Source organism: Mesorhizobium sp. M0019 (genome assembly GCF_040323975.1).
In the GTDB taxonomy this organism is placed as follows: Bacteria; Pseudomonadota; Alphaproteobacteria; order Rhizobiales; family Rhizobiaceae; genus Mesorhizobium.
In genome coordinates, this window is the sequence record NZ_JAMYVK010000004.1 from 45,527 (window position 1) to 67,304 (window position 21,778).

Below are 21,778 nucleotides of genomic sequence, written 5' to 3' on the forward strand. Positions count from 1 at the left end.
CCCGGTCCAATGATCTCGGTCGGCCGGCGCGCATCCTATCCAGCCGTGTCGGGCGGGCAAGGGCGAAAGAGTGGATTGTCAGGACTTATGTCCGACAAAAGGCCGCACGGGCCGCCGATCGATCAGCTGCCCAGCCGGACGCGGTACAATTCAACGGCGGCTCCACTGGTCCCGGCAACCGGCTCAAGCCATTCCGGCACGCTGCCGCGCATCAACCCGGCAAGAAAACCTGCCGGCGCCTTGGCGGCGAGGAGCTTGCTTTCGGCGCTGCCGGGGCACAGCGCGACGAGGCCGACGTGATGATCCGCCACGACCGTCCTGGCATCGGCATTGGACCCAAGGAAGGCATCGAGCGCCAGCAGGTTGCCGGCGACGTTGCGATGGTAGGGCCCGGCGAAGACGTGATGTCCGGAATAGGCCAGGATAGGCGATCCGAGATTGGAAATTGCCAGCACGGTGGTGCCGGGCAGGCGGCCGAGTGCCGCAAAGGAGGCCATGCGCTGGCAAGCGACATCGGTGCCGTCGCCATTATCCGCCGTGGTGTTGCTGTCCTCGAAGGCGACCGAGGTTGCCGCGGCAGCCCCAGTCCAGACCGCATTCACCGAAACCAGCCAGACGGCAGCCATGCGCAGCGCCACACCGCGCGACGCGCTGGCCTCGGCCCGTTGACGCCATTTGGCAATCCAGGCGGCAAGCGGGATGACAGCGAAGGCGATCGAGAATGTCGAACCGCGCACCTGCCAAGCGCTGACGATGAAGGCCACGGCAAGCAGCGCGCCGACAAGGCTGTCCTGCCGCCGCCAGCCGCCACGGCCAAGGCGAAGCGCCATCAGCACGAGCGCGATGAGCGGCGTGGCATAGCGCGCCACCACCCCGGCCGGATCTTCAGCGAGCAGCTTGAACAGCGATTGCGCCTCGTCGATGTGATCAAGCCATAGCTCCTTGAGGCGCGGATCGAGGTTGGCATAGGGCGCTGCCAGGCATTGTGGGAACAAAAAGACGATTGCAGCGGCCAATAGAAGGGCAAGCAGGCCAAGCGAGGCGATACGCCATTGGCGCGTGCGGCCGGCGGGCTCGATCGACGCTATCGCCGCAAAGCCGGTTCCGGCGATCGCCGCGACGACGAACTGCACGGTCGAGAAGGCGTCGCATTGCGCCTGACCCCAGGCGGACGGCGCAATGGTGGCGACAAAGACGAGAGCGGATACGCCGGCAAAGCCGAGGCCGAAATCCCTGGCAATCGACCTCTCGCCATTGGCGCCGACGGCGAACAGCATGGCAACAGAGGCGCCGATGGTGGCAAGATAAGGCGCGGTCTCCATGCCGACGGCCAGCATCAATCCGGCGCACAGGCCGGAGAGCAATGCCGCCGGCCTGCGCATTGGCGCTTCAAGCAACAGGCTCAGGCTGGCCATGCTCAGCATCAGCTGGACATTGTGGTGATCGAGCGCGCCAGGCGAAAAAATGCCGAGGAAATGCAGTGCGGCGGCGCCGACGATGACAGCCGGCAGCACGGCGCCGTCACCGGCAAAGCTGCGCGCGGCGCGAGCCGTGAAAAATGCGGTCAGGCAGAAGAGCAGCGCCGGCCACAGCACTTGCGCAACATTCTCGGCAAAGGCCGCGCTGCCCGTCAGGGCCGATACGGCGATGATGATGGCGGCGATCGGCGCATCGACCAGCCGCGACCAATGCATGACGAAACCGCCTTCCAGGCCCATCCTGTACTGGTGCAGATCGAACCAGCCCTGGCTGGCCAGCATGTCGCGAACTTCGACAAGGCGCAGCAGATTGTCGTTGTCGCCGCCGGCATTGGTCAATTCCGGGAAGCCGGCAAGGGCATTGACGGCAAGTGCCAGCAACGTGGCAAGCAGCGCCAGCGCGATATCGGACCTCCAAATGGAGGCGCCATCGTCGGCTGTGCTCATATCAGGACCTTTGGAAGGAATAGGGTGCGGTTTAAACCTAGCCTTAACAGCTTCAATAAATAGTAAAGCCGCCCGAGCGAGGCCGGCGCTTGAGCGGTCAGGGGCCTCACAGGGCATCTGGAGACGAAAATGCCACAAGAAGTGCGCCATGAGCCGAGCATCGCCGTGCTCCTGCCTTGCTACAATGAGGAGCTGACGATCGGCGAAGTGGTGCGGCGCTTTCGCGAAACGCTGCCTGCCGCCGCGATCTATGTCTACGACAACAATTCGCGCGATCTGACGGCGCTCCGAGCCCGCGCCGCCGGCGCCATCGTGGTGCGCGAGCCGCGCCAGGGCAAAGGCAATGTCGTACGCCGCATGTTCGCCGACATCGAGGCTGACATCTACCTGATGGCCGACGGCGACGGCACCTATGCGCCGGAGGACGCGCCGCAACTGATCAACACGCTGCTGACCGAGCGCTCCGACATGGTGGTGGGCACCAGGCGCGGCGTCGCCAACGACGCCGGCAGGACAGGCCACGCCTTCGGCAACCGCATCTTCAACAGCCTCTACAAACGTTTGTTCGGCTCGGACTTTACCGATATCTTCTCGGGTTACCGCGCCTTCACCAGGCGCTTCGTCAAGAGTTTTCCCGCCGTTTCCGGCGGTTTCGAGATCGAGACCGAAATGTCGGTGCACGCCTCGCAGCTCAAATTGCCGGTCAGCGAGATCGGACTCGACTATGGCCGCCGGCCGGAAGGCTCCTCGTCGAAGCTATCGACCTTTCGCGACGGCGCGAAGATCCTGTGGATGTTCGCCATGCTGATGAAGGAGACGCAGCCGCTGCGTTTCTTCGGCGCTTTTTCGGTGTTCTTCCTGGCATCAAGCCTGTTTCTGATGGCGCCGGTGCTGATCGAGTTCGCCGAAACCGGGCTTGTGCCGCGCATGCCGACCTGGGTTCTGTCGGTCGGGCTGCTGCTGCTGTCGATGCTGGCGGCGGTGACCGGGGTGATCCTCGATTCGGTGTCGCGCGGCCGCGCCGAGCAGAAGCGCATCTTCTATCTGTCGATGCCTTCCGGTCGCGTCGAGCGCGAACGTGCAAGCGCGCTCGCGACTTTGAAGGCCGGACCGCGCAAGACGCCGCGGGCGGCCTAGAGCCTAAATGGGACGCCTCGCCCGCTTCATTGTCGCCGGCGGCATCGGCTTCGTCGCCGACGCGGGTGCGCTTTGGCTGGTGCTGGCGACAACGCCGCTTGGGCCCTTGGCGGCCCGCATCATCTCGATCGGTTTTGCCCTGTCCGTCACCTGGCTGATCAACCGCCATCTGACCTTCTCGCCTTCCAGCCGCGGCGTCGCGCAAGAGGGCGCACGCTATGGCGGCGTCGGCATTGCCACCAGCCTCGTCAATTATCTCGTCTATTGCGCCATGCTGTTCGCGCTGCCGATGGTGTCGCCGCTCATAGCCCTTGCGGTCGCCTCGCTGGTCGCCATGGCGCTGTCCTTCCTCGGCTATTCCAAGCTGGTCTTCGACCGCTGAAGGCACATCGCGTTGGGATCTGCGCCAAGCGAAGCGCAGCCTCATCATGACCTTGGCCGATTGGCAGAGGCCGCCGATTTCCTTATATCGCTGTCGTCGATGCATCGGCCCGAAAAATCGGAATCGATTTTCGGAAAGCACGATGCATGGATTCAAAAAATGTTGGAGCGTACTTTGTGCGTCCAAGTGGATCGCTCCAAGTGCGCCGGAGAGCTGCCATGCCCCTGAAAGTCGCCGTCCAGATGGACCACATCTCCAGCGTGTCGGTAGCCGGCGACACGTCGTTTGCGCTGTCGCTGGAAGCGCAGCGGCGCGGCCACCGGCTGTTCCACTACACGCCCGACCGGCTGTCGCTGCGCGACGGCAAGGTGTTTGCCCGTATCGAGGCGATGCAGGTTCGCGACGAGAAGGGCAATCATTATTCGCTGGGCGAAGAAGTCCGCACCGATCTTTCGGAGATGGACGTCATCCTTTTGCGGCAGGATCCGCCCTTCGACATGAACTACATCACCACCACGCATATTCTCGAGCGCATCCATCCGAAGACCCTGGTGGTCAACGACCCGGCCTGGGTGCGCAACAGCCCGGAAAAGATCTTCGTCACCGAATTTTCCGACCTGATGCCGGCGACGCTGATCACCAAGGATCCGCTCGAGGTCGCCGCCTTCCGCAAGGAGTTCGGCGACATCATCGTCAAGCCGCTCTATGGCAATGGCGGCGCCGGCATCTTCCACCTGCACGAGGCCGACCGCAATCTCGCCTCGCTGCTCGAAATGTTCGGCCAGATGTTCCGCGAACCCTACATCGTGCAACGCTATCTGAAAGAGGTGCGGGCCGGGGACAAGCGCATCATCCTGATCGACGGCGAGCCGGTCGGCGCCATCAACCGGGTACCGGCCGAGCATGATTCGCGCTCCAACATGCATGTCGGCGGCCGCGCTGAAAAAACCGAGCTGACGGTGCGCGAACGCGAGATCTGTGCCCGCATCGGCCCCGCGCTGAAGGAGCGCGGCTTCATCCTTGTCGGCATCGACGTGATCGGCGACTACATGACCGAGATCAACGTGACCTCACCGACCGGCATACGCGAAGTGCAGCGCTTCGGCGGCGCCGACATCGCCAGCCTGTTCTGGGATGCCGTGGAGGAGAAGCGCAACTAGCCTCGCTTCGCGAGCGGCCGCGTTGCAAACCATTGCCGCCGTTGCGCTCAGCTGTTCCCCAAATGTTCTTGCCTTCGCCGGAAATCTGTGGTTGTCTCGGGTGACGCCGTTCGCGGCATGATCGCAAAGGCTTGGGGCAAAAGCCTGCATCCGGGGTGAAGACATGGTGGCGCGGGTTCGCACGGTTGCTTTCCAGGGCATCGAGGCCGTGCCGGTCGACGTGCAGGTGATGATCGCGCCGGGCAAGGTCAACATGCACATCGTCGGGCTGGCCGACAAGGCCGTAGCCGAAAGCCGCGAGCGGGTGCAGGCAGCACTTCATGCATCCGGCCTGTCGATGCCGTCGAAGAAGGTCACCGTCAATCTGGCGCCCGCCGACCTGCCCAAGGAAGGCAGCCACTACGATTTGCCGATCGCGCTCGGGCTGATGGCGGCGCTCGGCGCCATTCCGGGCGACATGCTGGCCGGCTATGTCGTGCTTGGCGAATTGTCGCTCGACGGCACCATCGCCGCGGTGGCTGGCGCGCTGCCGGCGGCAATCGGTGCCAATGCCGAAGGCAAGGGCTTGATCTGCCCGTTCGCCTTCGGGCCGGAAGCGGCCTGGGCCGGCAAGGATTTCGACATATTGGCGCCGCGCAGCCTGATCGCCATCGCCAATCATTTTCGCGGCACGCAGGTTCTGTCGCGGCCGGAAGCCGGCATCCATGCCTCGGCGCGCGACCTGCCCGACCTTGCCGACATCAAGGGCCAGGAGACCGCCAAGCGGGCGCTGGAGGTGGCGGCGGCCGGCGGCCACAATCTTCTGATGGTCGGACCGCCGGGGTCGGGAAAGTCGATGCTGGCGCAGCGGCTGCCGTCGATCCTGCCGCCGCTGGCGCCCAGGGAATTGCTCGAAGTCTCGATGATCGCCTCGGTGGCCGGCGAACTCGGCGAAGGAAAACTCACCGACCGGCGGCCGTTCCGCGCGCCACATCATTCGGCCTCGATGGCGGCGATGGTCGGCGGCGGTCTGCGCGTGCGGCCGGGCGAGGCCTCGCTTGCCCATCACGGCGTGCTGTTCCTCGACGAGTTCCCCGAATTCTCGCCGCAGGCGCTCGATGCACTGCGCCAGCCGCTCGAGACCGGCGACTGCATGATCGCGCGCGCCAATCATCGCGTCACCTATCCGGCGCGTATCCAACTGGTCGCGGCGATGAACCCGTGCCGTTGCGGCATGGCCGGCGAGCCGGGCTATCGCTGTCTACGCGGCGATCGCTGCCGCACCGACTACCAGGCGCGCATTTCCGGCCCGCTGCTCGATCGCATCGATCTCAGGATCGAGGTGCCGGCGGTCTCGGCCAGCGATCTGATCCGGCCGGACCGGGCGGAGAAAAGTGCCGCCGTCGCACTACGTGTTGCCCGCGCCCGTACGATCCAGCGCGAGCGCTTCGAGCGGCTCGGCGCGACCGCCACCACCAACGCCCATTGCTCGCCGTCAGTCATCGAGGAGATCGCCATGCCCGATGCCGCCGGCCTGTCTCTGCTCAGGGACGCCAGCGAAAAGCTTGGCTTTTCCGCGCGGGCCTATCACCGCGTCCTGAAGGTGGCGCGGACCCTGGCCGATCTCGAGGCCAGCGAGACGGTCGGCCGCATCCATCTGGCCGAAGCGATTTCCTACCGCATGAGCTCGGAACGGATGGCACAAGCGGCGTAGCGTTTTTCCCTCCCCCTCGAGGGGAGGGTGGCCGCGAAGCGGCCGGTTGGGGTCGCCGGTGAGACGCTCGGCCTGTCGCATTTCGAAACCGGCCGAGGTGCGGAGCGTTGCGATGCTCCTCCTAGGGCGCACCGTCAGAATTGGGTTGGCGCACTGCATTGGCGACCCCACCCGGCCCTTCGGGCCACCCTCCCCTCAAGGGGGAGGGGGACGCCGGCGCTTACCCTTGGCCTGCGTGCATCGTGCTTTCGGTTCAGCCGTTATCCCGCGCCTTCAGCTCCAGCCGCCGCGCGTGCAGCACTGGCTCGGTGTAGCCGTTGGGTTGCACGCGGCCTTTGAAGACCAGGTCGCAGGCGGCGAGGAAGGCGATGGACTTGTCGAAATCCGGCGCCATCGGCCGGTAGAGCGGATCGCCTTGGTTCTGGCGGTCGACGATCGCCGCCATGCGTTTCATCGTCTCCATGACCTGCTCGGGCGTGCAGACGCCGTGATGCAGCCAGTTGGCGATGTGCTGCGAGGAGATGCGCAGCGTGGCGCGGTCCTCCATCAGGCCGACGTCGTTTATGTCCGGCACTTTCGAACAGCCGACGCCCTGGTCGATCCAGCGCACGACATAGCCCAGAATGCCTTGCGCGTTGTTGTCGAGTTCCTTCTGGATGTCCGCCTGAGACCAGTTCGGCCGCACCGCGACCGGCACCGACAGGATGTCGTCGAGTTTTGCCTTGGGCCGGCTCTTCAGTGCCGCCTGCACGGCATGGACGTCGACCTTGTGATAGTGGGTGGCGTGCAGCGTCGCCGCCGTCGGCGACGGCACCCAGGCGGTGTTGGCGCCAGCCTTGGGATGGGCGATCTTCTCGGCCAGCATCGCCGCCATCAGGTCGGGCATCGCCCACATGCCCTTGCCGATCTGGGCGTGGCCGGCCAACCCACATTCCAGCCCGATGTCGACGTTCCAGGCTTCGTAGGCGGCAATCCAGGCGGCCTGCTTCATGTCGCCCTTGCGGATCATCGGGCCGGCCTCCATCGAGGTGTGGATCTCGTCGCCGGTGCGATCGAGGAAGCCGGTGTTGATGAAGACGACGCGTTCTTTCGCGGCGCGGATCGCCTCCTTGAGGTTGACGGTGGTGCGCCGCTCCTCGTCCATGATGCCCATCTTGAGGGTGTTTTTGGGCACGCCGAGCAGCGCCTCGACACGGTCGAAAATCTCGACGGCGAAGGCAACTTCGTCGGGCCCGTGCATCTTGGGCTTTACGATGTACATCGAGCCGGCGCGAGAATTGGCGCGGCGCCCGTTCACGCCGATGTCATGCAGCGCGATCAGCGCCGTCAGCGCCGCATCCATAATGCCTTCCGGCACCTCGTTGCCGTCGCGATCCGATATCGCCGGATTGGTCATAAGGTGGCCGACATTCCTGACCAGCATCAGCGAGCGGCCGGGCAAGGTCAGCGTGCCGCCATCCGGCGCGGTATAGGTGCGGTCGGGGTTGAGCCTCCGGACAAAGCTCTTGCCGGCCTTGGTGATCTCCTCCGCCAAGTCGCCCTTCATCAGGCCGAGCCAGTTGCGGTAGACCAGCACCTTATCCTCGGCATCGACGGCCGCCACCGAATCCTCGCAGTCCTGGATGGTGGTCAGCGCCGATTCCAGCAGGACATCGGCAATGCCGGCCGGATCGGTGCGGCCGATCTGGTTGTTGCGGTCGATGACGATTTCAATGTGCAGGCCGTTCTTGACCAGCAGGACGGCTTCGGGGTCGGCGGCATCGCCGCGATAGCCGGCAAACTGTCTGAGGTCGGCAAGCGTGGTGGCGCCGGCACCCTCGCCCAGCCGCAACATGCCATTGGCGACCGAAAGCCCGTTGACGCCGGCCCATTTGCCTGTCGTGAGCGGCACCGCCTCGTCGAAGAAGCTTTTCACCCAGGCGACGACCTTGGCGCCGCGCGCCGGATTGAATTTGTTGCCTCGCTCGGCGCCGTCCGTCTCCGGGATGGCGTCGGTTCCGTAGAGCGCATCGTACAGCGAGCCCCAGCGCGCATTGGCGGCATTCAGCGCATAACGCGCGTTCATCACCGGCACCACCAGCTGCGGCCCGGCAACCAAAGCGATTTCCGGGTCGACATTTTCGGTGGTCACGCTGAACGCCGGCCCCTCGGGCAGGAGATAGCCGATCTCGCGGAGGAACGTCTTGTAGGCCTCCATGTCGACGGGCGCGCCATTGTCGCGATACCAGCGGTCGAGCTTGTCCTGCATGGCATCGCGCTTTTCGAGCAGCGCCCGGTTTTTTGGCGAGAGATCATGGACGATCGCCGAAAAACCGCTCCAGAATGCCTCCGCTTCAATGCCGGTGCCCGGCAGCGCCTCGTTCACGACAAATTCATGAAGCGCGCGGGCAATCCGCAATCCGGCGATCTCGACGCGATCGGTCATCAGGGCTTCTCCAAGGCTTGGCCGGCTTGCCGGCCTCGGGCCTTTGACATGGCAAGGTTGTAGGGTCAACTCGGCCTAAGGTGAAGGTAGGGCGTTTTCGCTGCCGATCTCCCCCCTTGAGGGGGAGATGGCCGGCAGGCCAGAGGGGGTCGCCTCGCGTGGAGTGCAACCTCTTCTTTGCACCAAATCGCGTCGCGCTTCATGCGAGGCGACCCCCTCTGTCGCCTTCGGCGACATCTCCCCCTCGGGGGGGAGATTACGCGCTCACACCGCAATCCTTGGCCGTCCCGACGCCACCGCCACGACATGCGCCTCGATGAACATGCGCTGGCCCTCTACGGTGGAGACGCGGAACTCGCTGGCGATTTCGATCTCGGCGCTGTCGGTGCCGGCGTCCTTAGCCCGCCCGGCGGCAATCGCGCGCACATCTTTCTCCGCCGCGGCGATCGCCGCTGCTTCGTCGTTGAAATCGCGCACGCTTTCACCTGAGGCAACGCGGAACAGCCCTTCCTTGGGCTGGCTGACCCGCGCCTCCGCCGACACCCGGACCTGGCCGACGACGGCGCCAAGCGCGTTGGCGACGTCGGTATCCTGCGGCACCACGCATTCATTGCCGACCAGCTCGGCCAGGCCGGCATAATGCAGCGGCGCCGAGGCGCCGAGGCCGATGACCGGACGGTCGAGGGCGACGCTCAAGCGGGCGATGCCGGGATGCGCGTCGACGGCGCGCTGGACCAGGGCATGGGCGACGGTCGCCGCGCCATCCAGCCCGTCCTCGGCGAAGGCGGTCTCGAGGATGACTTCGGCCGACAGGCGGGTCAGCGCGGTCAGCACCCGTTCCGAGATCGCCTCCGGCGAGGCGGCGATGAACTGGCCGCGGCCGTCGCGCCTGCGCGCGAACAGCTCGGCACCCAGACGCGCCGCGGCCGCATCCCAATTGGCCTGCCTGCCCAGCACATGCGCGGCGTCCGACGGCGTGAAGCCGGCGACATGCACCAGCCCGCGCGACACCAGCCGGTTCAAGGTGGCGTTCTGGGCGTTCGAGGTCAGCAATCTGTCGAGAGCCTGCGGCACGGCACCAATCAGCTCGTAAAGCTTGGCTTCGGCGCCGGTCAGTCCGGCCGCAAGCCGCTCCGGCACGCCGGTGCGCACCGCGAGGCGGCCATCCATGCGGCCGGGATTAGGCGCGCGCAGCTGGCGTTCCAGTTCTGATGTGACGGCCTCGCCATGCATCAAGCCGGCCAGCGCCAGCGGCACCAGGCGGCGCGGGCCGAGCAGGATCTTCGGGCTGAGCGCGCCATCCTCCAGCGCCACTTCGGAATCGCCGCCGAGCCCAAAAGTGCGCATGGCGACGGCCTCGACCATGGTGCGGAAACCGCCGACGGTGGCGCCTTCCGGATCGAGCCGCGGCCGGCCCTTGTCGAGCACGGCGACGTCGGTGGTGGTGCCGCCGATATCGGAGACCACAGCATCGTCGAGGCCGGTCATGTGGCGGGCACCGACGAGGCTGGCAGCCGGGCCGGACAGGATGGTCTCGATCGGCCGCTGGCGGGCAAAGGCGGCCGAGACCAAAGCGCCGTCGCCGCGCACCACCATCAGCGGGGCGGCGATGTTGCGCGCGGCCAAAAAACCTTCGGTTGCCGCGACCAGCCGGTCGATCATCGAGATCAGCCTGGCGTTGAGCAATGTCGTCAGCGCCCGGCGCGGGCCGCCGAGCTTGGCCGACAGTTCGTGGCTGGCGGTGACCGGCAGGCCGGTCCTGTCGCGGATCAGGTTCCGCGCGCTTAGCTCATGCGCCGGGTTGCGGGTGGCGAAATAGGCGCAGACGGCAAAGCCGGACACCGACTTTTCCAGTTCCGGCAAAGCTGCCTCCAGCCCGGAAAGATCGAGCTTTGCCGCATTGCCATGGACATCGTGGCCGCCGGGGCAGAACACCACCGGGTCGGTGCCGAGCGCCGCCTTCAGCCCGTCGCGGGCAAGGTCGCCCTCGGCAAAGCCGATCATCACCAGCGCCACGCGGCCGCCCTGGCCCTCGACCAGCGCATTGGTGGCAAGCGTCGTCGACATCGACACCAGTTTTATCGCAGTCGGGTCGGTGCCGGCCTTTTGCAGCACCGCATCGACTGCGCCCGATATGCCGACCGCCAGGTCGTGGCGGGTGGTCAGCGCCTTGGCCTTGGCCAGCACTTTTCCGCCGGGGCCGCCGGCTTCCGACCACAGCACCGCGTCGGTATAGGTGCCGCCAGTGTCGATGCCGAGGAACAGGGGTGAGGGTTTGGGCTTGGCGGTCATATTTGGGTCCGGAGAATTGCTGCCCCGCCCCTTAGCCGATACGGGCCGGGCGATAAAGGCACGAGCGCTGGGCCAAGGCAGCGTAATCTCCCCCCTCGAGGGGGAGATGGCCGGCAGGCCAGAGGGGGTCGTCTCGCGTGGAGCGCCGGCATTCTCTGGCCGCGATGGCGTTGGCGTCAGGACGCACCGACCCCCTCTGTCGCCTTCGGCGACATCTCCCCCTCAAGGAGGGAGATAGCGGCGGCGCCTACCCGACAAACCCCACGCGCTTATGCGACCCGTCACAAAACGGCTTGTTGGCGGAGTGGCCGCAGCGGCAGAGGAAGGTGCGTTGCGTACGGTCGACCGTGTGGCCTGTGCCGGTGACGATTTCGACATTGCCTTCGAGCTTGAGCGGGCCGTTGGTCGTCGGCGTCACCGTCAGCGAGCCATTCCGCACTTCCAGCGCCGGCGTATCCTTCAGCGGCGGTTCGCCGGTGGCGGTGAAGCCCGATTTGGTGTGGCTGCCATCGCAGAACGGCTTGTTTTCCGAGGCGCCGCAGCGGCAGAGCGTGGCGCGGTAAAACGTTTCGCCGCCCAACACGATCTCGGCATGGATGGCAAGCGGACCGTTTTCCCTTATGCGCACAATGTTGACCACCGGCGGCTGTTCCTGCGGCCCGCCATCCTTGCGGACATAGGTGATGGCGCCGGACGGGCAGGCTTCGGCGAGCGCCACGATCTTCTCGACGCTGGCCGCCTCGGGGTGGATCCACTGGCCGGGCGCATTGGGCACGAAGACACGAGGATCGCCCAGCACGCAGTTGCGCGAATGGATGCAACGTTTTCCCGAAAAGCCGATGTCGATGTTCTCGCCTTCGACCACTGCCATGGGTGGGTCTCCTGTCGGACTACGCTATGGCGACAGTCAGGACGACGTCAAGGCAGCATTCTCCCCCTCGTGAGGGCCGACCTCGGGCGCGGCGGTAAGGGAATTCGCATTTTTTGCTCGCAGCACCACATTTTGTTCTTGCTTTGTGCCGGCAGCTATGTTACTAATTTGAGTATGGTGTCAATTGGCTCCAACGACCCGCCTGCCGAGGCGGGTTTTTTGTTTCAGCTTTGAAATTCCGTTGCCGGCCTGCACTCGCGGGACGGCCCTCTCCCCCCTCGCGGGGGAGATGGCCGCGCAGCGGCCAGAGGGGGTCGGCACGACCGGACTCGGCCTACTGCTGCAGAACAGGTTGGCGCTCTATGCGCGGCGACCCCCTCTGTCGCCTTTGGCGACATCTCCCCCTCAAGGGGGGAGATCTGCCACGTCACGGAACCAGATCGATTTCCTCGGTCTCGCCGCCACTGCAGGTGTAGCAGCAATCGTCGCACTTTTCCGTATTGCCGGGGCCGACGCCCCAATAGGTATTCTCGTCGCCATCGACCCAGGCGCCGTAGCAGATCGATTCGCCGTCCTTGCAGGACAGCGGGATCGCCTTGGTCTCGCCGTCATTGAGATAGTAATCCTGATTGTTGCCCGGCCAGACATGGTCGCGGTCCTGGCTGTAGAGCTCGACGCGCATGGCGTTCGGATGGCTGTTCCTGATCTCGAAAGTGACATCGCCGGCATGCGCGACGGGCGCAAACAGCATGACAATGAACAGCGACGCGGCGACGCGGCGCGCGAAAGCGTAAGACGACATGATGATTTCCCCCCGGAATGACACGGCCTGCCCGGCCGCGACGGGAACATGGCATGGCGGCGGGATGGGTGGAAGAGGTGATTCCCGCATTTGCGCTCCGCGTGACGCGCGAGGTTGCCAAGGAAGACCCCTCTCCGGTTTGCTTCGCAAACCACCTCTCCCCACTTCGTGGGGCGAGGAATGCCAATCACCGAAGCCTCACAACACCTGGGTTCCTCGCCCCCACAAAGTGGGGGTGTGGTGGCCGCGAAGCGGCCGGAGAGGGGGCGGTCCGACTGGACTCAACGCCCGGGCTTCAGCAGCGTCCAGATCCAGCCGATGAATGTGAGCACCAGAAAGGGATATCCGGCAGCAGGCAGCGGCGCCGAGGTCGGCAGCAAAGGCGCCCCCCACAGGATCAGGCCGGCCGACACGACAAACAGCACGGCGGCCACGACAGCCGTGAGCCGCATCCACAGCGCGAAGGTTTTCGGCGCGCTGACCATGACCAGCGCCGCCGCCCAAAGCGAGATACCGCCGACATAGGAGGGCACGCTGGCCTCAAGCCCCGCCGCATTGCCGGAGAGCAGCAGGCTTTCGCCGGCGAGAAAGATCAAAAATCCAGCCGCCACGCAGTCATTGCCCTGGCGCTGATATTTCATCGTCAACAGCGCGGTCGCCACCACGAGCGCCACGCCGTCGATCGTCCAGAGCGTTTCGCGAAGTTCGGCGCTCTCGACGAAGGTGCCGGCGAGTCCGAAAGCGCCGCCGATGGCGAGGCCGATCGCGGCGACGAGGTCCAGAGTGGAGCGCAGATGTCTCCCCCGAAGCCGCAAGGATACTTCAAGGCGGGACATTCTCCAATGATGGTCCGCTGTCCTGAAGGGTCGCAATGGCCGGCGCGTATCCAGCTTGCTGACCTGTCGCACTCTTCTGCCCAATCTCCACCATGCACCTTCAGCGCCGCGCTGGCGGGGGGCCCGCTGCCTCCGGCAGCTCCCCCGCTTTCGAAGCCTGCCATCGATTCACTGGATCGATGGGTTGGCGCGCTGTGCGCGCCAACCGGCTTCTCAATCCCCCATTTTCAAGGCCTGGATAAACGCTTCCTGCGGGATGTCCACCTTGCCGAACTGGCGCATCCGCTTCTTGCCCTCTTTCTGCTTGTCGAGCAGCTTGCGCTTGCGTGAGACGTCGCCGCCGTAGCATTTGGCGGTGACGTCCTTGCGCAGCGCCGAGATGGTCTCGCGGGCGATGACCTTGCCGCCGATCGCCGCCTGGATCGGGATCTTGAACAGATGGTGCGGGATCAGCTCCTTCAGTTTCTCGCACATCTGGCGGCCGCGCTTTTCCGCCGCCGTACGGTGGACCAGCATCGACAGCGCATCGACCGGCTCTTCGTTGACCAGGATCGACATCTTGACCAGGTCGCCTTCCTTGTAGTCGGTCAAATGATAGTCGAACGAGGCGTAGCCCTTGGAGATCGACTTCAGCCGGTCGTAGAAGTCGAAGACCACCTCGTTGAGCGGCAAATCGTAGATCAGCATGGCGCGCTTGCCGACATAGGACAGGTCGGCCTGGATGCCGCGCCGGTCCTGACAGAGTTTTAGGATGCCGCCGAGATAGTCGTCGGGGGTGAGGATGGTGGCGCGGATCCACGGCTCCTCGATGGCCGATATTTTGACCACGTCGGGCATGTCGGCTGGGTTGTGCAGTTCCTTGACCGTGCCATCGTTCAACAGCAGGCGATAGACGACACTAGGTGCGGTGGCGATGAGGTCGAGATTGAATTCGCGCTCCAGCCGCTCCTGGATGATTTCGAGATGCAGCAGCCCGAGGAAGCCGCAGCGATAGCCGAAGCCGAGCGCGGCGCTGGTTTCCATTTCAAAGGAGAAGGACGCGTCATTGAGGCGCAGCTTGCCGACCGCGGCGCGCAAATCCTCGAAATCGGCGGCGTCGACCGGGAACAGGCCGCAGAACACCACCGGCTGTGCCGGCTTGAAGCCGGGCAGGGCTTGCGCCGTCGGCCGCTTGTCCTCGGTGATGGTGTCGCCGACGCGGGTGTCGGCAACCTCCTTGATCGAGCCGGTGAAGAAACCGAACTCGCCGGGGCCGAGCTCGTCAGCATTGATGCGGGCGGGCGTAAAGACGCCGGTGCGCTCGACCAGGTATCTGGCGCCGGTGCCCATCATGCGGATGGTCTGGCCCTTCTTCAAGACGCCGTCGATGATGCGGACCAGCACGATGACGCCGAGATAGGCATCGTACCAGGAGTCGACCAGCATCGCCTTCAGCGGGGCCGTGATGTCGCCCTCGCGCGGCGGCGGCAGATCGTTGACGATCGCCTCCAGCACGTCGGGAATGCCAAGCCCCGTCTTGGCCGAGATCAGCACGGCGTTGGAGGCGTCGATGCCGATCACCTCCTCGACCTGTTCGCGGATGCGCTCGGGCTCGGCGGCGGGCAGGTCGACCTTGTTCAGCACCACGACGATCTCGTGGTTGTTGTCGATCGCCTGGTAGACATTGGCCAGCGTCTGCGCCTCGACGCCTTGCGAGGCGTCGACGACCAGCAGCGAACCTTCGCAGGCGGCGAGCGAGCGCGACACTTCATAGGCGAAGTCGACATGGCCGGGCGTGTCGATCAGGTTGAGGACATACTCCTGTCCATTGTTGGCGCGGTATTTCAGCCGCACCGTCTGCGCCTTGATGGTGATGCCGCGCTCGCGCTCGATGTCCATCGAGTCCAGCACCTGCTCCTTCATGTCGCGCAGCTCCAGCCCGCCGGTCGACTGGATCAGCCGGTCGGCAAGCGTGGATTTGCCATGGTCGATATGGGCAACGATGGAGAAGTTGCGGATGTTTTTGATCGGCGTGGTCATGCGCCGCGCTTTAGCAGGGGCACGCTACATCGGCAAGCGGCGGGGCGCGGGTGCGGCGGCGGGGCGGCAAAGTCGTTAAACTTTGATCCATGAGATTAGAGCATAGTTCGCGCCCGGCGTGATAGCCACTGGCCATCGCCGTTTCGGGGGGATCGGAATGCCGTTGTCAGCACGCAAATTTCTCAAATCGGTGAGCGGCTCGTTCGCGCCATTGCTCGCCATCTTGCTTATCCCGATGGTTGCCGCATTGGGTTTTTCCATCGACTATACCTCTGCGGTTTCAACCAGGGCATCGATGCAGAACGCCCTCGATGCAGCGTCGCTGTCGATCACGACGCTTTCGACGGACACCTCACTGGCGGACCGCCAGGTAAAACTGCAGGAGGCATACCTGGGCACGGCCAAGCTCGACAGCTTCGTCGTCGCCACCGACGGCGCCGCCAGCATCAAGGCTTCGGCCGGCTTTGCCATGCCGACGAATTTCATGCAGATCGCCAGGATCAACACGGTGCAGATCGGTGTTGCGTCGGCAGTGACAAAGCGGCCGGCATTGGTGCAAGCCACGTTCAAGGTCGACAAGATCTCTGGCTGGTGGGACAAGACGGTGACGCTCTACGGCACCAAACCCGGTGACGCGGCGGCCAACAAGCTGATGAGGATCTCCTACGCGTACAACAGGTTTGGCGATCCCAAAGGCTACGGGACGTCCTCTGTTTACACGATCAACGGAACGACGGAGACGCTGGTCCAGAAACAAGTATGCACGACCGTCACGGTGACCAGCTTCTATGGCTTGCCCACCGGCACAATCACTCAGATCAGCGGTACCAGGAAATACGCAACCACCTGCGTCAACACGATGTATCCCGCGACCGGCGCCGGTGCGGTGATCGACGTGAAGGACATGGATAACCTGTCTCTGGAGATGAAGATTCCGAATCCCAATCCTGGTCTTGGCGGCGGCTATCTGGCCTCGGGCACGAAAGAAACCCTGCGATCGGACGATCCGGCCACGTCCGACCGATTGTTTATCGACAAGGTCAAGACGCTGGCCAATACGACTGTCGACATCTTTGAGGCCGTGCCGTGCGGCATCACCAGCAGTCAAGCGTGGGAAGATGGCGGATCACTTACCAACAACACCATAGACGATGCCGATTTTTCCTATTTTGTGACCGGCAAGTGCGCGTTCAACAAGCGGCCTTCGGAAACCGTGCTCACACAATAGGGGCGACTTGAGTGCCGATCTCCCCCTTGTGGGTCCTCAAGGGGGGAGATCGGACATCCCCTCGGCTCTCGCTAATGCTCTAGGAACTCGGACTTCTCCTCAATCACGAAGCGGTGATGCTGTAACGAACCGTGTGTCGGCGGCGAAGTGTGGACATGGAACCGCACAGGAGAACAGCGATGACCGGATCGGAACGAAGCACAGCCCTGATGGGGCTCGCCGCGGCACTGTTTTCCGCGACTGTGCTGTCGGCAACCAGCGCGGCCGCCGGCCAGACGCTGACCGTCGTAGAGCTGTTCACCAGCCAGGGCTGCTCGTCCTGTCCGCCGGCCAACGCCAATCTGATCAAGGTCAAGGACCGGCCCGGCGTGCTGGCGCTGTCCTTCAACGTCACCTACTGGGACTATCTCGGCTGGAAGGACACATTCGGCAAAGAAGAATTCACGCAGCGCCAGGTCCGCTATGAACCGTCGCTCGGCCGTTCCGGCCCGTTCACGCCGCAAGTGGTGGTCAACGGCAGGGCCGATGCCGTCGGCGCCAGGCCGGGCGAGATCGAGCAGCTGATTTCGAGTGGCGGCCACGCTGACGGACCTTCGTTGTCGCTCGCCGGCGGAAAGGTCAGCATCGGCGCCGGTCCGGTGCCCGGCGGCAGGGCCGATGTCTGGCTGGTGCGTTACGGCAAGGGCGTCGTCGAGGTGCCGGTGGCGCGCGGAGAAAACACCGGCCGCACGCTGCCGCACGCCAATGTCGTGCATTCGCTGACCAGGCTGGGCAGTTGGACCGGCGACGCCACCGCACTGCCGCTGCCGGCGGCGACGGGCGGCCTCAGCACAGCGGTGCTGGTGCAGGTGCCGGGCGGCGGGCCGATCCTCGCTGCCGCAGCGAATTAGAACCCGTTCCGAAATTTGCGCAACGCCGCAGCGGCGCCGCTGCATGCCGTCAACCCGTGCCAAACCCTAGGAGATCATCATGACCAATCCTTTGACCAATCGCCCGACCCTGGCGGCACTCGCCTTCGCACTTTGCTCGACGGCGCTGTTCGCAGGAGGCGCGGCGCGGGCCGAAGATGCGATGAAGCCGGCGAACGCCATGGCAACAAACGCCATGAAACCGGCAACGGACGCAATGAAGCCGGCCGGCGCCATGGCGCCTGACGCGATGGCCACGACCGCGATGAAGGCGGGCGATCCGATGAAGGCCGACTGCATGAACAAGGCCGCCGCCGAGACGGACGCCATGAAGAAAGCCGAAGCGACCAAGGCCTGCGATGCCATGGCTCCGGCCAAATAGGCGATGCGCACAGCAATGTGAGAGCCCGGCGGACCTATCCGTCGTATAATCCACCAGCATCATGGGAGATCAGACATGACCGGAGCCGTGAAACGATCGTCGATTTTCGCAAAAGCAGCGCTTGCCGCGCTCATCCTCACGGCCGCCGCGGCCGTATTCTGGCAGACGCCGGCAGTCTCGGCCGAAGACGCGGTGGTGATCCCGCCGCCGGCAATGGACGAGAAGGCCACCGCCGGCACCGAAAAGGCGGTCTTCGCCGGCGGCTGCTTCTGGGGTGTGCAAGGCGTGTTCCAGCACGTCAAGGGCGTCACCAGCGCCGTTTCCGGCTATGCCGGCGGCGACAAGGACACGGCCGTCTATGAAATGGTCGGCACCAGCCGGACGGGCCATGCCGAATCCGTCGAGATTATCTACGAGCCATCCAAAGTCAGCTATGGCCAGCTGCTGCAGGTGTATTTCTCGGTCGCGCACAATCCGACGCAGCTGAACTACCAGGGCCCGGACAGCGGCACCCAATACCGTTCGACGATCTTTGCCGAAAACGACACACAGAAAAAGATCGCCGAAAGCTACATCGCCCAGCTCGACAAGGCCAAGGTGTTTCCCAAGCCGATCGTGACGACGCTGGAGACCGGCAAGACCTTCTATCCGGCCGAGGACTATCACCAGGATTTTCTGACGCTCAACCCGACCTATCCCTATATCGTCTACAACGATCTGCCCAAGGTCGAGAACCTGAAGCGGCTGTTCCCCAATCTTTACAGCGAAAAGCCGGTGCTGGTGCTGGCCGCCAACAAGAGCTGAGCTTTTGCGGGGGGGCCTGCTGATCTCCCCCCTTGAGGGGGAGATGGCCGGCAGGCCAGAGGGGGCCGGTTCGGTTGGCGCGACGCGGTCCGGCATATCGAGGGAAGACGAAGTTGGCACTCCACCCGCGGCGACCCCCTCTGTCGCTTTTAGCGACATCTCCCTCTCAAGGGGGGAGATCAGCAGTTTCCGCGCTTCGCACTACTCCCCCTTTTTCCAAGGCAGGCTCCAGCGCACCTTCTCCAGCGTCGCCTTTGCCTCGGCCGAGTCCGGGTCGGGTTCTGTCTCACGATAATGCGCCGAGCCCTCAGGCGGGTAGGCAAGTGTGTTGTTGAGGGCGAATTTGTCGATCTGGCTGAAGTCGGGGAAAGGCAGGTTTTGCGCCTCGCGCCAATCGCTGACCCTTTTCTCTGCGGCGATGCGTTTTTCGTCGTCGACCGGAAGGTCGGTGGCTCTGTATTCCAGTGACGAAGGGAAGGCGAACTGCGCGCCGGCATCATCCATGATGTTGATCATGGACAACAGGATGTCCTCGCGGATGGCTTGAAAATCGGCCACGTCGGCGGTTTTGATATAAGTGAACACGTCGATATCGAGCGAATAGGCGCCGAAGCCGGCAAAGCGCACGCGGCACGGCTCATCGATGATGCGCGGATGGGCAATCAGCAGCTTGCGCAGCTCGGCCAGGACGTAACGTAGCTGATCGGGCGTCGTTTCGTAGCGCAGCTGCAGCGTCGTCGCGAACCGGGTGCGGTCGCGATGCGCGTAGTTCTCGATCTGCATGCCGGCGAAATCCGAGTTTGGCACCGAGATGATCGTGCGGTCGAGCGACCGGATGCGGGTGGAGCGCATGCCGATATGCTCGATCGTGCCGGACTGGTCGCCGAACTTGCAGAAGTCGCCGACGCTGACCGGCCGATCGGCATAGAGCGTCAGGCCGGAGAGGAAGTTCTGCAGCGTCGGCTGCGCGGCCAGCGCCACCGCCAGACCGCCGATGCCGAGACCGGCAATGACGCCTTCGTAGGGGATGGCGAGCACTTCGGCCAGCAGCAGGAAGGCGACGACCAGCACGGCGACGCGCGCCACGCCGGTGGACAGCGAAATCAGCGTGTCGTGATAGCCGGGCACCTGCCACAGTCCACGGTAATGGTCGGCGAGCTTGCCGATCAGGTGCCAGACCACCGGCACGGCGCCGATCACGACCAGGCTCCAGGCGATTGCCTTGACCGGGGCGGCGACCACTTGCGGCAGACCGAGCGGGCGCAGCGTCAACAGCAGGAAGAAGCCAAGCACGATCGAGCGCACCGCCCATTCGACAATGCGGAAGAAGGCCGGGCTGTCCGTCCTTCGCACAAACAAGGAAATCAGCGCATTGGCGATGAAGCCGAAGACGATGCCGGCCAGTGCGGCAAGGCCGAGCATCGACCATTGCCAGCGCTCCATCGGGCCGGCGCGGGTGAGCAGGCCGGGGCTGATCTCGCGGGCGAGGCCACGGGCGATGAAGAACGGGTCGGTGCTGGCGAAGGCGGCGAACTCCGGCGCCACCGGCACGTCTTCGACATCGGCGTAGAGCGCGCGGATGTGGGCGAGCGTCTCGGGCGTGAACTGCCAGATCTTGCCCTTCTCAGTCTCGACCGGGCCGATGACGATGTTGCCGGCGGGATGCTCGAAATAGACGAAGGGGGTGTTGCTCTTCGGATCGTCGGGGATCTCCTGCCAATAGACGTAGCCGATGCGGTCGATGACCTTTTTGAGATAGCGCTCGAGCAGGAACGCCTCGTCGCCACGCACCGCCTGACTGTAGTTGCGCAGGTCGAGCGCCGCCTGGGCCGGGTCGCCGGCTTCGGTGAGGCCGCTCAACAGTACCTTGAACGTGTCGCGCGGCGAGGCGAGCCTGCTCGGATCGTCGACCATGTCGACGGCTTCCCCACGCGCTTCCTGGAATTCGGCGAGCTTTGCCTGGAGCTGGCCAAGTGGCGGCCCGACGATGAACCAGTCGCCATTCTTGCGGCGAAAAGTGACGGCGAAGGAGACCCTGGTGCCGTATTGCGGCAGCGTCGCCGTCACCTCGTCTCCGGAAATCGCATCATGCGGCAGGCTCCACAGACGGAACGTCGCGTTGTCGATGACGGTGAACAGAAGCTTGGTGTAATCGGGCATGTTGAGGCCGCCGCGGTCGGCCTCGGTGACGTCGACGAGACCCGCTGCCAGACCGGCAAGACCCATGCCGCCGCCGGTGGCGCGCGGCACGTTGTCGGCGCCGCTCTCGTTCATCGTCTGCAGGAACGAGCGCATGGTGCTCATCGGGCTCGACTGGTCGACACGGACGTCCTCGACGGCGCTGACGCGCACACCTGTCCACCATTCGGCGGTGGCGGCATCGAAGCGGCCCATGAAGCTGCCGCCGTCAGGCGATTGGACGAAGGTGAAGGCGCCCTGGCGGTCGCCTTCGAACCAGTGGCCGACAAGCTTGTCGCCTTCGGCCTTGGCCTCGATACGGCCGTTATAAAGCGGGTACACGCCCTTTACGTCAGTGCCCGTCTGCTCGAACTTGATCTGGGCGCCGCCGCCGCGCCACTTCGTGTCCCACACGCCCGTCCAGTTGGCCGCGTCCTGGGCATGCGCCTGCGGCATGGCCGGCAGCAGGCCGGCAAGCGCGAGTGCGCCGATCAGCGCGACCGTCCGGATCAGCAAAAGCAGCAGCCGATCCTGTCCTGCCGCAGAAAAGGGGTTCATTCTGTTGCCCTTCTTCTTGCCGGCGATTCTGCTGGGCCGGCCAGAGAAGGTTATTCCGCTTGAAGATGAATATTCTGTTTCAGGCGGCCTAGAACGGTTCATCCTTTCACAGAAACGCCGAACCGGTCTATCTCTTTGTTTTGACGCAATTCCAGACGGAAAACCGTTCACACTTTTC

General features: G+C 64.5%; 16 protein-coding genes. 8 read left to right on the forward strand and 8 right to left on the reverse strand.

Features of this window, described 5'->3' with window-relative positions; genetic code table 11:
* Window positions 1–122: 122 nt before the first annotated feature.
* On the reverse strand, window positions 123–1,925 hold the full coding sequence (locus NKK47_RS04680) for a GtrA family protein (protein ID WP_352575272.1): 1,803 nt from the start codon (window positions 1,923–1,925) through the stop codon (window positions 123–125).
* A gap of 129 nt (window positions 1,926–2,054) precedes the next feature.
* Here NKK47_RS04680 and NKK47_RS04685 point away from each other — a divergent pair, with 129 nt between their 5' ends.
* The 4 genes from NKK47_RS04685 (at window position 2,055) to NKK47_RS04700 (ending at window position 6,297) form a co-directional block, all read left to right on the forward strand.
* On the forward strand, window positions 2,055–3,062 hold the full coding sequence (locus NKK47_RS04685; RefSeq protein ID WP_031212751.1) for a glycosyltransferase: 1,008 nt from the start codon (window positions 2,055–2,057) through the stop codon (window positions 3,060–3,062).
* Between the two features lie 7 nt (window positions 3,063–3,069).
* Window positions 3,070–3,444 carry a GtrA family protein gene (locus NKK47_RS04690; protein WP_352575274.1) on the forward strand — a complete coding sequence of 125 codons (375 nt, stop codon included), beginning with the start codon at window positions 3,070–3,072 and terminating at the stop codon, window positions 3,442–3,444.
* 218 nt (window positions 3,445–3,662) lie between these two features.
* Window positions 3,663–4,604 (forward strand): glutathione synthase, encoded by a 942-nt coding sequence (gshB, locus tag NKK47_RS04695; RefSeq protein ID WP_352575276.1) that lies wholly within the window; start codon window positions 3,663–3,665, stop codon window positions 4,602–4,604.
* Between the two features lie 163 nt (window positions 4,605–4,767).
* Window positions 4,768–6,297, forward strand: a complete 1,530-nt coding sequence (locus tag NKK47_RS04700; RefSeq protein WP_352575278.1) for a YifB family Mg chelatase-like AAA ATPase — start codon at window positions 4,768–4,770, stop codon at window positions 6,295–6,297.
* Window positions 6,298–6,550: 253 nt separating this feature from the next.
* Here the strand turns inward: NKK47_RS04700 and NKK47_RS04705 are convergent, their stop codons facing one another.
* The 6 genes from NKK47_RS04705 to lepA all read right to left on the reverse strand — a co-directional run bounded on the left by NKK47_RS04705 (window position 6,551) and on the right by lepA (window position 15,542).
* Entirely contained in the window at window positions 6,551–8,722 is a 2,172-nt protein-coding gene (locus NKK47_RS04705) for a malate synthase G (RefSeq protein WP_352575280.1), read from the reverse strand.
* Between the two features lie 264 nt (window positions 8,723–8,986).
* Window positions 8,987–11,014 carry a hydantoinase/oxoprolinase N-terminal domain-containing protein gene (locus NKK47_RS04710; RefSeq protein WP_352575282.1) on the reverse strand — a complete coding sequence of 676 codons (2,028 nt, stop codon included), beginning with the start codon at window positions 11,012–11,014 and terminating at the stop codon, window positions 8,987–8,989.
* 247 nt (window positions 11,015–11,261) lie between these two features.
* A complete protein-coding gene (locus NKK47_RS04715; protein WP_352575284.1) occupies window positions 11,262–11,885 on the reverse strand; it encodes a CDGSH iron-sulfur domain-containing protein in 624 nt (207 codons plus the stop codon).
* A gap of 427 nt (window positions 11,886–12,312) precedes the next feature.
* Window positions 12,313–12,687 (reverse strand): hypothetical protein, encoded by a 375-nt coding sequence (locus NKK47_RS04720; RefSeq protein ID WP_352575286.1) that lies wholly within the window; start codon window positions 12,685–12,687, stop codon window positions 12,313–12,315.
* A gap of 281 nt (window positions 12,688–12,968) precedes the next feature.
* Window positions 12,969–13,523 carry a hypothetical protein gene (locus tag NKK47_RS04725; protein ID WP_352575288.1) on the reverse strand — a complete coding sequence of 185 codons (555 nt, stop codon included), beginning with the start codon at window positions 13,521–13,523 and terminating at the stop codon, window positions 12,969–12,971.
* A 213-nt stretch (window positions 13,524–13,736) separates the two neighbouring features.
* The gene (gene lepA, locus NKK47_RS04730) at window positions 13,737–15,542 is read right to left on the reverse strand and encodes a translation elongation factor 4 (protein WP_352575290.1); all 1,806 of its coding nucleotides are present in this window, start codon (window positions 15,540–15,542) and stop codon (window positions 13,737–13,739) included.
* Between the two features lie 157 nt (window positions 15,543–15,699).
* Between lepA and NKK47_RS04735 the strand changes: the two genes are divergently transcribed.
* The 4 genes from NKK47_RS04735 to msrA all read left to right on the forward strand — a co-directional run bounded on the left by NKK47_RS04735 (window position 15,700) and on the right by msrA (window position 18,864).
* Window positions 15,700–16,770 carry a TadE/TadG family type IV pilus assembly protein gene (locus tag NKK47_RS04735; protein WP_352575292.1) on the forward strand — a complete coding sequence of 357 codons (1,071 nt, stop codon included), beginning with the start codon at window positions 15,700–15,702 and terminating at the stop codon, window positions 16,768–16,770.
* Window positions 16,771–16,949: 179 nt separating this feature from the next.
* Complete coding sequence (locus NKK47_RS04740) at window positions 16,950–17,660, forward strand: DUF1223 domain-containing protein (RefSeq protein ID WP_352575294.1); 711 nt, start codon at window positions 16,950–16,952, stop codon at window positions 17,658–17,660.
* 79 nt (window positions 17,661–17,739) lie between these two features.
* Entirely contained in the window at window positions 17,740–18,060 is a 321-nt protein-coding gene (locus NKK47_RS04745) for a hypothetical protein (protein WP_352575296.1), read from the forward strand.
* Between the two features lie 75 nt (window positions 18,061–18,135).
* Window positions 18,136–18,864, forward strand: coding sequence for a peptide-methionine (S)-S-oxide reductase MsrA (gene msrA / locus NKK47_RS04750; protein WP_352575298.1), 729 nt, complete (start codon window positions 18,136–18,138; stop codon window positions 18,862–18,864).
* A 201-nt stretch (window positions 18,865–19,065) separates the two neighbouring features.
* Here the strand turns inward: msrA and NKK47_RS04755 are convergent, their stop codons facing one another.
* Window positions 19,066–21,600 (reverse strand): mechanosensitive ion channel family protein, encoded by a 2,535-nt coding sequence (locus tag NKK47_RS04755; protein ID WP_352575300.1) that lies wholly within the window; start codon window positions 21,598–21,600, stop codon window positions 19,066–19,068.
* Window positions 21,601–21,778: the final 178 nt, after the last annotated feature.

Excerpts from the sequence above, each read along its gene's own strand:
- NKK47_RS04680 (WP_352575272.1), bottom strand. The coding sequence starts at position 1,925 with ATGAGCACAGCCGACGATGGCGCCTCCATTTGGAGGTCCGATATCGCG.
- NKK47_RS04685 (WP_031212751.1), top strand. The coding sequence starts at position 2,055 with ATGCCACAAGAAGTGCGCCATGAGCCGAGCATCGCCGTGCTCCTGCCT.
- NKK47_RS04690 (WP_352575274.1), top strand. The coding sequence starts at position 3,070 with ATGGGACGCCTCGCCCGCTTCATTGTCGCCGGCGGCATCGGCTTCGTC.
- gshB (WP_352575276.1), top strand. The coding sequence starts at position 3,663 with ATGCCCCTGAAAGTCGCCGTCCAGATGGACCACATCTCCAGCGTGTCG.
- NKK47_RS04700 (WP_352575278.1), top strand. The coding sequence starts at position 4,768 with ATGGTGGCGCGGGTTCGCACGGTTGCTTTCCAGGGCATCGAGGCCGTG.
- NKK47_RS04705 (WP_352575280.1), bottom strand. The coding sequence starts at position 8,722 with ATGACCGATCGCGTCGAGATCGCCGGATTGCGGATTGCCCGCGCGCTT.
- NKK47_RS04710 (WP_352575282.1), bottom strand. The coding sequence starts at position 11,014 with ATGACCGCCAAGCCCAAACCCTCACCCCTGTTCCTCGGCATCGACACT.
- NKK47_RS04715 (WP_352575284.1), bottom strand. The coding sequence starts at position 11,885 with ATGGCAGTGGTCGAAGGCGAGAACATCGACATCGGCTTTTCGGGAAAA.
- NKK47_RS04720 (WP_352575286.1), bottom strand. The coding sequence starts at position 12,687 with ATGTCGTCTTACGCTTTCGCGCGCCGCGTCGCCGCGTCGCTGTTCATT.
- NKK47_RS04725 (WP_352575288.1), bottom strand. The coding sequence starts at position 13,523 with ATGTCCCGCCTTGAAGTATCCTTGCGGCTTCGGGGGAGACATCTGCGC.
- lepA (WP_352575290.1), bottom strand. The coding sequence starts at position 15,542 with ATGACCACGCCGATCAAAAACATCCGCAACTTCTCCATCGTTGCCCAT.
- NKK47_RS04735 (WP_352575292.1), top strand. The coding sequence starts at position 15,700 with ATGCCGTTGTCAGCACGCAAATTTCTCAAATCGGTGAGCGGCTCGTTC.
- NKK47_RS04740 (WP_352575294.1), top strand. The coding sequence starts at position 16,950 with ATGACCGGATCGGAACGAAGCACAGCCCTGATGGGGCTCGCCGCGGCA.
- NKK47_RS04745 (WP_352575296.1), top strand. The coding sequence starts at position 17,740 with ATGACCAATCCTTTGACCAATCGCCCGACCCTGGCGGCACTCGCCTTC.
- msrA (WP_352575298.1), top strand. The coding sequence starts at position 18,136 with ATGACCGGAGCCGTGAAACGATCGTCGATTTTCGCAAAAGCAGCGCTT.
- NKK47_RS04755 (WP_352575300.1), bottom strand. The coding sequence starts at position 21,600 with ATGAACCCCTTTTCTGCGGCAGGACAGGATCGGCTGCTGCTTTTGCTG.